The sequence below is a fragment of the Microbacterium sp. Root61 genome (genome assembly GCF_001427525.1).
Taxonomy (GTDB): Bacteria; Actinomycetota; Actinomycetes; order Actinomycetales; family Microbacteriaceae; genus Microbacterium.
Genome location: NZ_LMGU01000001.1, coordinates 329,476 through 342,336, shown reverse-complemented (window position 1 = coordinate 342,336; position 12,861 = coordinate 329,476). Strand labels below are relative to the sequence as shown.

At 67.2% G+C, this 12,861-nt stretch carries 13 protein-coding genes and 2 tRNA genes; 3 read left to right on the top strand and 12 right to left on the bottom strand.

The genetic code is table 11. From position 1 onward, the window contains the following. Positions 1–96 precede the first annotated feature (96 nt). The 4 genes from ASD65_RS01705 to ASD65_RS01690 all read right to left on the bottom strand — a co-directional run bounded on the left by ASD65_RS01705 (position 97) and on the right by ASD65_RS01690 (position 3,199). Positions 97–765, bottom strand: a complete 669-nt coding sequence (locus ASD65_RS01705; RefSeq protein WP_056217563.1) for an ATP-dependent Clp protease proteolytic subunit — start codon at positions 763–765, stop codon at positions 97–99. 35 nt (positions 766–800) lie between these two features. Next, positions 801–1,388 carry an ATP-dependent Clp protease proteolytic subunit gene (locus ASD65_RS01700; protein ID WP_056217561.1) on the bottom strand — a complete coding sequence of 196 codons (588 nt, stop codon included), beginning with the start codon at positions 1,386–1,388 and terminating at the stop codon, positions 801–803. Between the two features lie 159 nt (positions 1,389–1,547). Beyond that, positions 1,548–3,050: a trigger factor gene (gene tig, locus ASD65_RS01695; protein ID WP_200948690.1), complete on the bottom strand. Its 1,503-nt coding sequence runs from the start codon at positions 3,048–3,050 to the stop codon at positions 1,548–1,550. Between the two features lie 75 nt (positions 3,051–3,125). Next, positions 3,126–3,199: transfer RNA gene (locus tag ASD65_RS01690), tRNA-Pro, on the bottom strand. 304 nt (positions 3,200–3,503) lie between these two features. Here ASD65_RS01690 and ASD65_RS01685 point away from each other — a divergent pair. After that, positions 3,504–3,577 (top strand) — tRNA-Gly (locus tag ASD65_RS01685). 212 nt (positions 3,578–3,789) lie between these two features. Here the strand turns inward: ASD65_RS01685 and ASD65_RS01680 are convergent. The 4 genes from ASD65_RS01680 to ASD65_RS01665 all read right to left on the bottom strand — a co-directional run bounded on the left by ASD65_RS01680 (position 3,790) and on the right by ASD65_RS01665 (position 7,186). Next, a complete protein-coding gene (locus ASD65_RS01680) occupies positions 3,790–4,545 on the bottom strand; it encodes an ABC transporter ATP-binding protein (RefSeq protein WP_056217557.1) in 756 nt (251 codons plus the stop codon). Further along, positions 4,538–5,338 (bottom strand): ABC transporter permease, encoded by an 801-nt coding sequence (locus tag ASD65_RS01675; protein ID WP_082561531.1) that lies wholly within the window; start codon positions 5,336–5,338, stop codon positions 4,538–4,540. Before ASD65_RS01675 ends, ASD65_RS01680 begins: the two co-directional genes overlap by 8 nt. 47 nt (positions 5,339–5,385) lie before the next feature. Next, positions 5,386–6,396: an ABC transporter substrate-binding protein gene (locus ASD65_RS01670; protein WP_056217552.1), complete on the bottom strand. Its 1,011-nt coding sequence runs from the start codon at positions 6,394–6,396 to the stop codon at positions 5,386–5,388. Between the two features lie 85 nt (positions 6,397–6,481). After that, a complete protein-coding gene (locus tag ASD65_RS01665) occupies positions 6,482–7,186 on the bottom strand; it encodes a DUF1989 domain-containing protein (protein WP_056217549.1) in 705 nt (234 codons plus the stop codon). A gap of 162 nt (positions 7,187–7,348) precedes the next feature. Here ASD65_RS01665 and ASD65_RS01660 point away from each other — a divergent pair, with 162 nt between their 5' ends. Then, positions 7,349–8,149: an IclR family transcriptional regulator gene (locus ASD65_RS01660; protein ID WP_082561529.1), complete on the top strand. Its 801-nt coding sequence runs from the start codon at positions 7,349–7,351 to the stop codon at positions 8,147–8,149. Positions 8,150–8,285: 136 nt separating this feature from the next. Then, the gene (locus tag ASD65_RS01655; RefSeq protein ID WP_235566573.1) at positions 8,286–9,188 is read left to right on the top strand and encodes an alpha/beta fold hydrolase; all 903 of its coding nucleotides are present in this window, start codon (positions 8,286–8,288) and stop codon (positions 9,186–9,188) included. On the opposite strand, the gene ASD65_RS01650 is transcribed toward ASD65_RS01655, so the two are convergent. The 4 genes from ASD65_RS01650 to ASD65_RS01635 are packed head-to-tail and all read right to left on the bottom strand — an operon-like array spanning position 9,185 to position 12,819. Continuing rightward, the gene (locus tag ASD65_RS01650; RefSeq protein WP_056217546.1) at positions 9,185–9,751 is read right to left on the bottom strand and encodes a hypothetical protein; all 567 of its coding nucleotides are present in this window, start codon (positions 9,749–9,751) and stop codon (positions 9,185–9,187) included. The two genes, ASD65_RS01655 and ASD65_RS01650, sit on opposite strands and share 4 nt — an antisense overlap. Beyond that, complete coding sequence (locus tag ASD65_RS01645) at positions 9,751–10,113, bottom strand: A1S_2505 family phage non-structural protein (RefSeq protein ID WP_056217544.1); 363 nt, start codon at positions 10,111–10,113, stop codon at positions 9,751–9,753. The genes ASD65_RS01650 and ASD65_RS01645 overlap by 1 nt, the downstream gene beginning before the upstream one ends. 12 nt (positions 10,114–10,125) lie before the next feature. Continuing rightward, complete coding sequence (locus ASD65_RS01640; RefSeq protein ID WP_056217541.1) at positions 10,126–10,665, bottom strand: gamma carbonic anhydrase family protein; 540 nt, start codon at positions 10,663–10,665, stop codon at positions 10,126–10,128. A gap of 9 nt (positions 10,666–10,674) precedes the next feature. Then, the gene (locus tag ASD65_RS01635) at positions 10,675–12,819 is read right to left on the bottom strand and encodes an acyltransferase family protein (RefSeq protein ID WP_056224369.1); all 2,145 of its coding nucleotides are present in this window, start codon (positions 12,817–12,819) and stop codon (positions 10,675–10,677) included. Positions 12,820–12,861: the final 42 nt, after the last annotated feature.

The window sequence follows — 12,861 nt, the reverse complement described above, 5'->3', positions numbered from 1 at the left end:
ATTGCGGCGCGCATTGTGGAGGACGGTCCGACGGTTACGCCCTCAGCGCACGACGATGCCCCGCCGCACAGGGCGACGGGGCATCGAGGAACCGACCTACTTCGTGATGGCCGGCGGGTTGCGCTTGCGCGAGGTCAGGACCTGGTCGACAAGGCCGTACTCGAGCGCCTCGGCGCCGGAGAGGATCTTGTCGCGGTCGATGTCCTTGTGGACCTGCTCGACGGGGCGATTCGAGTGCTTGGACAGCGTCGCCTCGAGCCAGGTGCGCATGCGCAGGATCTCAGCTGCCTGGATCTCGATGTCGGACGCCTGGCCGTGGCCGGACTCCCCCACCGCGGGCTGGTGGATGAGCACGCGCGCGTTCGGCAGCGCCAGGCGCTTGCCCGGTGCACCGGCGGCCAGCAGCACGGCGGCAGCCGAGGCGGCCTGCCCGAGCACGACCGTCTGGATCTGGGGGCTGATGTACTGCATCGTGTCGTAGATCGCCGTCATGGCCGTGAACGAGCCGCCGGGCGAGTTGATGTACATGATGATGTCGCGGTCGGGGTCCTGGCTCTCGAGCACGAGGAGCTGGGCCATGACGTCATCGGCCGATGCGTCGTCGACCTGCACGCCGAGGAAGATCACGCGGTCTTCGAACAGCTTGTTGTACGGGTCCTGACGCTTGTAGCCGTAGGCCGTGCGCTCCTCGAACTGCGGGAGGATGTAGCGGCTGCCCGGCATCTGCAGTCCCTGGGGCGCGCCACCGAAGGTGGGTGTGTGCATGTGTATCGTTCCTGTCTTTCGCCTTCGGATGCCGGTCAGTCTGCGGTTCCGCCGCCACCGACGACGTCACCGAGGTGCGCGCGGATGTGGTCGACGAAGCCGTACTCGAGAGCCTCTTCGGCCGTGAACCAACGGTCGCGGTCGCCGTCCTCGTTGATCTGCTCGACCGACTTGCCGGTCTGGGCAGCGGTGATCTCGGCGAGGCGGTTCTTCATCGAGATGATGAGCTGGGCCTGCGTCTGGATGTCGCTGGAGGTGCCGCCGAAGCCGCCGTGCGGCTGGTGCAGCAGGACGCGGGCGTTGGGCGTGATGTACCGCTTGCCCTTGGTGCCGCTCGTGAGCAGCAGCTGGCCCATCGAGGCGGCCATGCCGATGCCGACGGTGACGATGTCGTTCGGCACGAACTGCATCGTGTCGTAGATCGCCATACCGGCGGTGATCGATCCACCCGGCGAGTTCACGTAGAGGAAGATGTCTTTGTCAGGGTCCTCGGCGGCAAGGAGGAGGATCTTCGCGCAGATTTCGTTCGCGTTCTCATCCCGCACTTCCGAGCCGAGCCAGATGATCCGGTCTCGGAGCAGCCTGTCGAAGACGCTCGTGGCGATAAGGGGTTCAGCGGCCATGTGTGCTCCTGAATTCGTGGTCTTGGCTACGAATCTACCGGCGGGCCGCGCGCCCACTCCCCGTGTTCGCCGTCGGCATAGCCGTGTCGCGCTCCGACCCGTGAAACGCGAGAGAGGCGGATGCCGCAGCATCCGCCTCTCCCTGAAACCGTGCGGTCTCTACTCTGCGTCGGCCTTCTTGGCCGGAGCCTTCTTCGCCGGAGCCTTCTTGGCGGGAGCCTTCTCGGCCGGAGCCTCGTCGGTCGCGGCCTTCTTGGCGGGGGCCTTCTTGGCCGGAGCCTTCTTGGCCGGCTTCTCTTCGGCCTCGATGATGGCGTCGGCCTCGGCCGCGGCGTCCGCGATCTCCTCGGCCTCTTCGACGACGTCCTCTTCAGCCGCGGCCTCGTCCTCGACGGCGATGAAGCCGGCCAGGTCGACCGTCTTGCCGGCGGTGTCGACGACGGTGACCTTGCCGAGCGCAACGGCCAGGGCCTTGTTGCGCGCGACCTCGCCGACCAGGGCCGGCAGCTGGCCGTTGGCCTGGATCGTCTCGACGAACTCCTGCGGCGCCATGCCGTACTGAGCTGCGGACTGGATGAGGTACTGCGTGAGCTCGTCCTGCGAGACCGAGACGTTCGCCTGCTCGGCGATGGCGTCCAGGATCATCTGCGTGCGGAACTGCTTCTCGCTCGCCTCGGTGACCTCGGCGCGGTGCACCTCGTCCTCGAGACGGCCTTCGCCCTCGAGGTGGGTGTGAACCTCGTCCTCGATCAGCTTCGGCGGAACCGGGATCTCGACCTGCGTGAGCAGCTCTTCGATCAGCTTGTCGCGCGCGGCCGAGCCCTGCGTGAAGACGGACTGCTGGGAGACGCGCTCCGAGAGGCTCTCGCGCAGCTCGGCGATGGTGTCGAACTCGCTCGCGATCTGCGCGAAGTCGTCGTCGGCCTCGGGCAGCTCGCGCTCCTTGACGGCCTTGACGGTGACGGCGACCTCGGCCTCTTCACCGGCGTGCTCGCCGCCGACCAGGGTCGAGCGGAACGTGGTGTCCTCACCGGCGGTGAGGGAGTCGATGGCCTCGTCGATGCCCTCGAGCAGCTCGCCGGAGCCGACCTCGTAGGACACGCCCTCGGCGCGGTCGATCTCGTTGCCGTCGATCGTGGCGACGAGGTCCAGCTCGACGAAGTCACCGGTCGCGGCGGGGCGGTCGACGGTCACGAGCGTGCCGAAGCGGCTGCGCAGGCGGTCGAGCTCCTCGTCGATGGCGGCGTCGTCGACCTCGACGGCGTCGACCGTGACAGTGATGCCCTCGAAGGCGGGAAGGTCGAACTCGGGACGGACGTCGACCTCGACCTCGACCTGCAGGTCGCCCGAGAAGTCCTTCTCGTTCGGCCACACGACGACGTCGGCGGCGGGACGGCCGATGACGCGGACGCCCTGGGCTTCGACGGCCTCGCGGTAGAACGTGTCCAGGCCCTCGCTGACAGCGTGCTCGAGCACGGTGCCGCGACCGACGCGCTGGTCGATGATCGGGGCAGGAACCTTGCCCTTGCGGAAGCCGGGGATCTGCACGTCCTGCGCGATGTGCTCGTAAGCGTGAGCGATGCTCGGCTTGAGCTCATCCGGCGTGACCGTGATGTGCAGCTTCACCCGGGTGGGGGTGAGCTTCTCGACGGTGCTGTTCACCATTCTGTTCGTTCTCCTCTGTGTTCCGCGCGTGAGCACGGCGGCTGAAGGTCTGGGGTCTGATGGGGCCAAAAGTCGGGGCGACAGGATTTGAACCTGCGGCCTCCCGCTCCCAAAGCGGGCGCTCTACCAAGCTGAGCTACGCCCCGGGCAGGATCCGCGCGAACGCGGACACGAAACGGCCCTGAGAAGTCTAGCCGACAAGGGTGGGAGCATTCTGCGCGTTGCTGTGCGACGGTTCGCGGCCGCCACCACGTCGGAGATCTGCACAATGCCGGACGATTCCGTGCCCACCCCTCCGACACTGTGGCTATGTCCGCTCCTGAGGACGACACCAACGCGGGGCTGACAAGGAGGGGCGCCGGCATCCGTTAGGATTGTGGATGCTGCGGCACGCCGCGGCGAGATACCGACAATTGAATACGCCTGATCCGGCGGAAACACGCCGGATTCGGGGCTGTAGCTTAGTGGTAAAGCCTTAGTCTTCCAAACTAATGATGCGGGTTCGATTCCCGTCAGCCCCTCCAATGCCCTGACGCGCCGACGAAGTCGGTACGGCAGGGCATTCGTGTTGCTGCCGTAGGAACCGACCCGCTTCGGGGGGTCCCGCTCCGCCCGCGGCTCCGCGCGCCGACGCAGTCGGCGGGTGGAGAGGCGGAGTGGCCGATTCCCGTCAGCCCCTCCGATTGCACGACGAAGGCCCCCTCCGCGGAGGGGGCCTTCGTCGTCGCAGTTCCGCTCACTCCTCCGGAAGCAGCGCCCGGACCTGACGCATGACGTCGGTGAACTCCTCGGACAGCGGATCCCGCGGGTACTGGATCGGCACGCGAACCTCGGCGGGAGCGCCGGCGGTGCCGTGGCTGAGCGCGATGACGCGATCGCCGAGATACACCGCCTCCTCGAGGCTGTGCGTGATGAAGAGCACCGTGCTGTTGGTCTCCTTGCGGATGCGCGTCAGCTCGCGGTGCATGATGCCGCGCTGGATCGCGTCCAGTGCTCCGAACGGCTCGTCCATGAGGAGGATCGCCGGCTCAAGAGCGAGCGCGCGAGCGATCGACACGCGCTGCTGCATCCCGCCGGAGAGGCGGTACACCTCGCGGTCGGCGGCATGTCCGAGACCGACGACATCGAGGTAGTGGCGCGCCTTGGCGAGTCGCTCCTGCTTCTTCATGCCCGCGATGCGCAGGCCGACGGCGACGTTCTCCAGCGTGCTCAACCAGGGCAGCAGCGCGTAGTCCTGGAAGACGACCGCCCGGTCGGGGCCCGGCCGGGTCACCGGTGCCCCGGCGACGGTCACCGTTCCCGAGTTCGGCTTGTCGAACCCGGCGAGGATGTTCAGCAGCGTGGACTTGCCGCAACCCGACGGACCGATGATGACGACGCACTCGCCGCGCTGGACCTCCAGATCGACGCCCCGCAGCACCTCGTTGCGGGTTCCGTCTGCGGCGGTGAAGGTGCGCACGATATCGGCGCAGTGAACGATCGTGTCAGCCATTCTGAATGCTCGTCTCTCTGTGCCACTTCAGTACTCGGTGCTGGATCAGGACGACCAGCCGGTCGGAGAGGAATCCGAGCAGCCCCAGCGTGATCATCGCGGCGATGATGACGTCGTACCGCCCCATCGAGTACGCGTCCATGAGCGTGTACCCGATGCCCGCTCGTACGGACAGCATCTCGGCGACCACCACGAGCACCCAGGACAGGCCCACGCTGAGGCGGATGCCGATGAAGATGTTCGGGAGGGATGCCGGCACGACGAAGTAGCGCAGCAGCTGGAAGGTGCTGGAGCCGAGCATCTTGCCGACGCGCGTCAGCGAGCCGGTGACGCCGCGGATTCCTTCCATCGTGTTCAGGAAGATCGGGAAGAAGGCTCCCAGGGCGATAAGGAACACCGCACCCTGGAACCCGAACCCGAAGAACACGAGCGTCAGGGGCACCCAGGCCGTGCTCGGGATCGGCCGGAGCATCTGGACGAACGGATCCAGGATCTCCCCGAAGGGGGTGAAGTACCCGGCGAGGACGCCGAGGGTCACCCCCAGGACCAGGGCGACACCGAACCCGAGCAGGACGCGGCCGCCGCTCGCAGCGACCGCCTCCCACCAGGTTCCGTCATACGGGCCGCCGCCGGTGCCGAAGAGCCAGGTGCCGAGTGCTTCGACCACCTTCCACGGCGACGGGAGCGAGGTACGGGGAATCAGTTCGAGTGCCGAACTGATCGACCAGACGGCCAAGAGGGTAACGGGGAGGATCGCCCCGTACACCAGCCGTCGCGCAAGACCGGGTTTCATGCCAATACCTCTGCTCTGTCGGCGGCCCGCAGGTGCGGAACCGGGTGCTACTTGGATGCTTCGTAGAACGATGCGTCGACGTAGTCGTCGACCTCGCCGCTCAGGTCGCGCTCCAGATGTCCGAGGTCGTAGAAGATCTTGGCGAAGACCTTGGTCTCCTCCACCCCCAGGTCCATCTCATAGCGGTTGTTCGACAGCGCCATCTCCGCGGTCTCGCGATCGATGCCCATCAGCTCCATGCCGACCTCGATGTTCAGCTCGTCGTCATCCGCGAGAGCGTTCGACGCTGTCGCGATCGTGTTGACGAACGCCTGCACGGCCTCGGGGTTGGCCTCGGCCCACGTGCGGTTGGCCACGAAGATCGTGTTGATGTCGCCCGCGGCGGTGTCGTAGGGCGTGGCGAAGAGGTTCGCGTAGCCGCCCACCTGCATCAGCGTGGCGAACGTCTCCATCGTGAACGCTCCGTCGAACTCGCCGAGGCGGATGCCCTCGCCGTGCTGCGAGAAGTCGGTGACGTTGACCAGTTCGATCGAGTTCGCGACATCGATGCCGTGGTGCTCGAACGTCGCGATCGCGAGCGCCTCGTTGATCGAACCGCGGGATGCCGCGATCGTGAGCTTGCGCTCCTCCAGGACATCCTTCAGCGCGTCCCAGTCGCCGTTCTCGATGCCCAGTTCACTGCTCAGCATGATGCCGGAGTTGCCGCGGGTGTTCCCCGAGATCTGCACCAGGTCCTGCCCCTGCTCGATCCCACGCAGCAGATGGACGGGAGTCAGCATCCCGATGTTGATCTGGTTGCTGTTCAGCGCGGTCTGCACGTCGACGGCCGTCTTGAACAACTCGGACTGCAGGTTGATGGGCTCGTCCTCCGCGACCGTCTCGGCGTAGTAAGCCGCGAGGTCTGCCGTGGACTTCAGCCAGCCGAACACGACTGTCGGGTTCGCCTCGGGTGCGGCGGACTCCTCCGTGGCCGCACCGGGGGCGCACGCGATCAGTGCCAGGGCCATGGCGGTACCGGTGACGACGGCGGCCGCCGCCTTGATCAGTGACTTTCTCATGATGCTCCTTGCGGGATGACGCTCTCGAGGATCGATGACGTCGCGAATATGGATCTCGGGTGTATCTCTGTTTCTCCTGAGCGGGTCAGGACGTTGCGGGGGTGTAGATGATGACCTTCATGGGGGTCGGGTTGTGGTTGTTGGTGACGGCGCGCTCGGACGGGCACGCCGAGGCGGACACGATGATGCGTCGCTCGGCGATGAGCTCGAAGACGTCGCCCGGCTTGCTCGGCGAGGGGTAGAGACGGGTTGTCCCGTCGTGGTCGTGCTCGAGCTTGAGGAAAGCGGTGAAGCATCCTTCTTCAAGATCGTCGGGGGTCATCCCATACTCGGCCATCGAGGCGACCAGGTTCTGCTTGCAGTTCGGGCTGCCCTCGATGCCGTAGCGCAGTTCGTTCACCGCGTCGCTGCAGTAGCCGCCGTCCGCCGCCGCCACGCCTGCGGTGTCCAGACCGACCGTGGCGAGCTTCTGGCCGTTCTTCGCGTAGACCGTCACACCGGTCGTGAGCTTGTTCGTGCCTCCGGCCAAGATCGTGTTGCTCATCGAGGCCACGTTCTTGATGTTGTCGGCGTCGTAGAGCATGACGTCCATGACCTGCTGGCCCGCCACGTTGACGATGCGGATGACATCGCCTGCCTCGACGACGCGGGCCCGGAGGAACCCTCGGGCGGGCACGACCACATCGTGGACGATCGTTCCGGGCACGTCCGCCGAGCCGAACTCGCGCAGCTGCCGGTCCCACTCCACGTGTTCTCCGGTGGCCCAGTAAGTCTTCAGATCCTGCTTCATTTCCATGACTCCATCGCTTGACTCCATGTGTTCCTCAGTCAAGCGAGAGGTTCGTTTCGGTGATGTTTCGATTTGGGGGTTCCGGGCAATCCGTGTCCGGGATCCCGGACTGCGCTCTAGAATCGACCCAGGGCGACCCGCCCGATCGCGAAGCGGAGTGACATGAGCGAGTCCAAGGCTCCGGCGGCGAGCGCGACCTTGGCGATCCTGCGTGTCCTCTCCCGGATGCAGCGCCCCACCGGCGCGAGCGTCATCATCGACGAGACCGGACTCCCCCGGTCGACCGTCTACCAGCTGCTGAAGATCCTCGTCGACGAGGGCTTCCTGGTGCGCTTGGACGGAACGCACCGGTATGCGCTCGGGATCGCCGCCTTCGAACTCGGCGCAGCATTCTCGTACCATCAGCCCCTCACCCGTCTGGGGCGTCCGGTCCTGAACCGACTCGTGCAGCAGACCCGGTTCAGCGCCCACGTCTGCGTCCTGCATGGACGGGACGTGCTGTATCTGGACGAAGTGCGCGATCCGTCCCAGTCGCCGCTGATCACCGATGTCGGCGTCCGCCTCCCGTCGCACCTGACAGCGAGCGGACGCGCCATCCTCGCCGAGCTTCCTCCGGCCCAGGTGCGCGCCCTCTACCCGGACAGGGGCGCGTTCACCACGCGCCATGGCACCGGACCGAACGGCCCGTCCGCTCTGATGCGGATCCTGCGGCAGGTGCGCACCCTCGGGTTCGGCTTCGTGGACGACGACGTCACCCCGGGCATCTCCTCGGTCGCGAGTGTGGTGCGCGATCCGCATGGCCACCCGATCGCCAGCGTTGCCCTCACCTTCGCCACCGCCGAGGTCGACCGTCCTGACGACGACTCGCCCGCCGAGGGTCTCAGCCGACGGCGACAGTACGCGGCGATGACGGCCGAGTGCGCACATGTCCTCGAGGAGCGCCTGCACGGCCGTCGCTGGTGACCCGGCGGGAGTCCCCCACGCCCACTTTCACCCTCCTGGGGTGATCCATCACGCGCGACCGTCGGCTGGTATTGACACCACGGGTCTCGTCTGGGAACTTCCAGATGGAGCCACGCCATCCGGGAAGGGGTTCGCGGTGGTCAAGAATGCCGAGAAGGCGTCATACCGCCATCGTGCACGGATGCATCCGCGCACGCCGGCGTCGGGACTGGCCGAGCGCTGGACCATGGTCGACGGAGTCGACATCTTCTACCGGGAGTCCGCCAATCCACCCGACGCGCGTGTGATCACACACCTGCACGGCTTCGGCCTGTCCGGGCGCTACCTGCTGCCGACCGCCGAACTGCTGGCGGACGAGTTCCACACACTCGTGCCGGATCTGCCGGGATTCGGCCGCAGCGGAAAGGCCGGTGTCGCGCTCGACATCCCGGATCTCGCGCACGCCGCGGCACGGTTCCTCGACGACCGCGGGATCGAGAAGACGAGTCTCGTCGGTAACTCGATGGGCTGCCCTGTCATCCTCGAGTTCGCGCATCATTTTCCCGAGCGCCTCGAGCGCGCCATCCTCGTCTCCCCCGCCGGAGGCATCCACAACCAGCCGCTGCGGCGGGCGATCGGCCAGCTGTCCAAGGACGGCGGGCGCGAGCCGATCAAGATGATCTCCGTCGCCACGCCCGACTACCTGCGCTTCGGGGTCCCGAGCACCTTCAAGATGTTCAAGGCGCTCACGCAGTACCCGACGCTGCAGCGCCTGATGGAGCTGAAGGTTCCCACCCTCGTCGTCCTCGGCACCCGGGATCCGCTGCTCCCCCACCCGACGCGCGTCCAGGAAGTCGCCGCGCAGGATCCGAACCACGTCCTGATCGTCGTACTCGAGGGCGCCGCGCACGCGATCAACTTCAGCCATCCGCACGAGCTCGCGCACCTCATCCGTCTTTTCATGGACGACAAGCCGATCGTCGACGTTCCCGGCCCGCATGGCGCGAAGGTCTTCGAGATCCACCGCGGCGAGCACCACCCGCCCGCGCAGACCGGCTAGTGCGGCGATGCCTCGGGCAGCGGGTAACGCCACGACCGGCGCGACGACTCGTCCTGCGGCGACTCCGCCCACACGACGGTGACGGTCGCGTCGGTCGTCAACGGCCCGATCTCCGCGCGGAACGCGGCGCCCTCACCCGGAGGCACGTCGAGTGACGCGGGCAGTCCGTCCGGCGTGATTACCGAGGCATCCGTCGACACCGTCGTCGCATAGGCGACGGCGTCACCGGTGTTCGTCAGCCGATAGACGTCGCCCGCGTCGTGCGTCAGTGACCAGGCTGCCTTCCCCGCCCGCTGTGCGAGAAAACCATACTCGGCGCGCCTCCGCTCGAGCCCTTCGATGCTCTCCGCGATGCGAGTCAGCGCGTCGATTCCCAGCGCCGCCGCGTGTTCCGCCCGCTCGGCCCCGGCTCGGGCACGCTCCGCCTCCTGCTGGGTGCGCTCGCGCTCACGTCGTTCCGCACGCAGCGACAGGTAGAACGTGAGCGCGACGCCCGCGAGGGCGATCACGGTCGCCACCGCCTGGATCAGCGTCGCTGTCGCTTCCCAGCTCCAGGCCTGCATCAGCCCGCCCCCAGCACGTCCACGAAAGACTCCGGCAGCACCACATTCGGCGGTGCGTCCGCGAAGAACCCGGCGACCTGCGCAGGCGTGTAACCCGCGATGCCGCAGCCGACCTCGGTCATGACGAATCGAAGTTCCGGATGCTGCGCCGCGAAGTCGACGAACCGTCGCGCCTGCTCGCGGAAGACCTCGAGCCCCGACATCGTGTCGATGCCGTACGACTGCCCCTGCAGCCCCTCGGACTGTCCCCACACCGCGCCGAAGCACTCGTAGGCGAACAGCGCCGCGCCACCGCCGTGGGCACCGGACGCGTTCGAGCCGAAGACGAAGACCTCGTCCGGCTGCAGCGTCTCGATGCGCATGATCGGCCTCGTTCAGCCCACCGACACCGCATTGACGTGGGTGGACAGGTGCGCCCGATAGGTGGCGGCGTTGCGGCGGATGCCGGCGCGCTCCTCCTCGGTGAGTTCGCGGCGCACCTTCGCCGGCACACCGGCCACGAGCGAGCCGTCGGGAACCACGGTGCCCTCAAGCACGACCGCGCCGCCGGCCACGAGGCATCCCGAACCGATCACGGCACCGGAGAGGATAACGCTCCCCATCCCGATCAGGGTGCCGTCCCCGATCGTGCAACCGTGCACAACGGCGTTGTGCCCGACCGAGACGTTCTCGCCGATGACGACGGGCTGCCCCATGTCGACATGGACCGCGACGTTGTCCTGCAGGTTGCTGCCGGCGCCGATGGTGATCGTGTCGCTGTCCCCGCGCAGGACGGCGTTGTACCAGACGCTCGCGCCCTCGCCGAGGGTGACCGCTCCGATCACCCTCCCCCCGGTCGCGACGAACGCGGTGGGATGGATGTCGGGGGTCTTGCCCGCGACGGACAGTACGGAAGCGCCTTCGGCAATCGTCATGCTCCGACCCTATTGCCGAGCGGCCGCCAATGCCGCCTCGATGGCCGCGGTGTACTGCGGCACGAGGGTGTCGACGAAGGTCACCGTGAGGTGGTCCTGGTCGCGATAGACGTTCGCGCCCCCCACCACGGGGAAGCACGAACTGTCGTCGCAGAACACGTCGGTGAAGTCGAGCAGGGTCACGCCGTCGAGGCCGGCCGCGGCGGCGCGCAGCGGGTCGTTCTCGACGAGCAGCTCGCTGCGGGGACCGTCGCACGCGCTCATGTCGCGCGTGCGCAGGCATTTGTTCGGATCGGTCTCCCACACGGGGTTGTCCACGACGGTGATGACGGGGATGCCGCGATCGAGCACCTCGCTCCACGCATCCTGATAGCCCGCGACGGCCGCGTCGTATGACGAGTCGAAGCCGGCAGAGGAGTACGGGGTCGTCGCGATCGCAGCCGTGAACACGGCGTCGAAGTCGCGATCCTGCATCGAGCGGGTCACGCCGTCGCGCCACTCGGTGCACGCCGCACCGAACGCTCCGGGCGTGGACAGCGGCGTCGTGTTCCAGGGACACGCGCCCTTGAAGTACGTCGTCAGGTGCCAGCCGTTCTCATCCGCCATCCGCTCGAAGGTGGAGAGCAGCTGGTACGCGTGACTGTCGCCGACCAGCGCGATGCGGGGTGCGTCGTCGGCGTCCGAACCGAATTCGCACGACACGGGCCGCGAGTCGTTCAGCTGCACGAAGCACTGCGCGTCCTCGGGCCGGTCGATGCCGGCGAAACCCGGCGCCGGCAGGATCTCGTCGCCGAAGTCGGTGCCGGCGCAGTCCGCGTCGAGCACGACCGCCGCACCGAAGCACGGCGGCGGGTCGGTGCGCAGCTGCGACAACGCCTGCTCGCCGGCGCGGTAGGCCGGGGCGTTGATCGCCCACGCCGCACCCGCGGTGCCTGCCACGACCAGCATCGCTGCCAAGGATGCCCACAGGGTGACCTTGGCGGGCCGGGAGGTGAGCACCTTCCAGCCGCGCATCGGATCTTCGACGAACTTCTTCGTGAGCCACGCCAGCACGAAGCAGATCGCCAGCAGTGCGACGCGGTGGTAGATCGTGAGGCCCCAGAACGGCACCGACGGCGCGATGATGATCAGCGGCCAGTGCCACAGGTACAGCGAGTACGAGATGTCGCCGGTGAACTGCATCGGACGGATCGACAGGAAGCGCGTCGGGTACCACCAGCGCTGCGTGTTCGAGGCCATCAGGATCGCCGCCGCAGACAGCGTCGGCAACGCTGCCGCGTAGCCGGGGAAGGTCGTCTGTCCGTCAAAGGTGAATGCCGTGTACACGAGCCCGACGATGCCCGCCCAGCCGAGCACGAAGCTGCCGATCGCGTTGCTGATCCGCAGCATCGGGATCAGGGCCACCAGTGCCCCGACGCCGAACTGCCACATGCGGCCGAACGTCACGAAGTACGCCGGTGCCGGGTCGGTCAGCGTGAAGACGACGCAGAAGATGAAGGATGCCACGGTCACGACGCCGATGGCGACGATGACGGCGCGGCGCAGCCCGCCCTTGAAGTACTTCACCGCGATCCATGCCGCCAGCAGCATGATCAGCGGCCACATCACGTAGAACTGCTCCTCGAGCGACAGCGACCAGTAGTGCTGGACGGTGGTCGGGTCGCCGGAGTTGTTCAGGTAGTCGGCCGAGTTGAGCGCGAGGAACCAGTTCTCGACGTAGAAGGTCGACGCGATGATCTCGCGCACCTCGTTCGGCAAAGCAGAGAGCGGCGAGAGGTACGGCGAGCCCGCCACGATCGCGCAGAAGAGGAGGACGAGGAGGGATGCCGGCAGCAGGCGTCGGGCGCGCCGCGCCCAGAACTGGCCGAGCCGCACCGTGCCAGTGGCGGTCAGCTCGCGCATCAGGTGTGACGTGATCAGGAACCCGGAGATGACGAAGAAGACGTCGACACCGACGTAGCCGCCCGGGAGGCGCCCGGGCCAGAAGTGGTAGAGCACGACCAGGAGCACGGCGATCGCGCGCAGCCCCTGCACGTGCGGCAGGAAGCGTGCCGGTTCGGCGTGTTCCGGGGATCGATCCAGCGGCTCGCGGCGCACACGGCGGCGGGGCTCCGAGAGATGCTGCGGTCCGAGGTCATGATCGGCAGAAGGCACCCCTCGACGGTAGTCGCTGAGCGGCTCCATCCTGGCATTCAC

Excerpts from the sequence above, each read along its gene's own strand:
- ASD65_RS01640 (WP_056217541.1), bottom strand. The coding sequence starts at position 10,665 with ATGACGATTGCCGAAGGCGCTTCCGTACTGTCCGTCGCGGGCAAGACC.
- ASD65_RS01705 (WP_056217563.1), bottom strand. The coding sequence starts at position 765 with ATGCACACACCCACCTTCGGTGGCGCGCCCCAGGGACTGCAGATGCCG.
- ASD65_RS01675 (WP_082561531.1), bottom strand. The coding sequence starts at position 5,338 with ATGAAACCCGGTCTTGCGCGACGGCTGGTGTACGGGGCGATCCTCCCC.
- ASD65_RS01665 (WP_056217549.1), bottom strand. The coding sequence starts at position 7,186 with ATGAAGCAGGATCTGAAGACTTACTGGGCCACCGGAGAACACGTGGAG.
- ASD65_RS01660 (WP_082561529.1), top strand. The coding sequence starts at position 7,349 with ATGAGCGAGTCCAAGGCTCCGGCGGCGAGCGCGACCTTGGCGATCCTG.
- ASD65_RS01650 (WP_056217546.1), bottom strand. The coding sequence starts at position 9,751 with ATGCAGGCCTGGAGCTGGGAAGCGACAGCGACGCTGATCCAGGCGGTG.
- ASD65_RS01645 (WP_056217544.1), bottom strand. The coding sequence starts at position 10,113 with ATGCGCATCGAGACGCTGCAGCCGGACGAGGTCTTCGTCTTCGGCTCG.
- ASD65_RS01680 (WP_056217557.1), bottom strand. The coding sequence starts at position 4,545 with ATGGCTGACACGATCGTTCACTGCGCCGATATCGTGCGCACCTTCACC.
- ASD65_RS01700 (WP_056217561.1), bottom strand. The coding sequence starts at position 1,388 with ATGGCCGCTGAACCCCTTATCGCCACGAGCGTCTTCGACAGGCTGCTC.
- ASD65_RS01670 (WP_056217552.1), bottom strand. The coding sequence starts at position 6,396 with ATGAGAAAGTCACTGATCAAGGCGGCGGCCGCCGTCGTCACCGGTACC.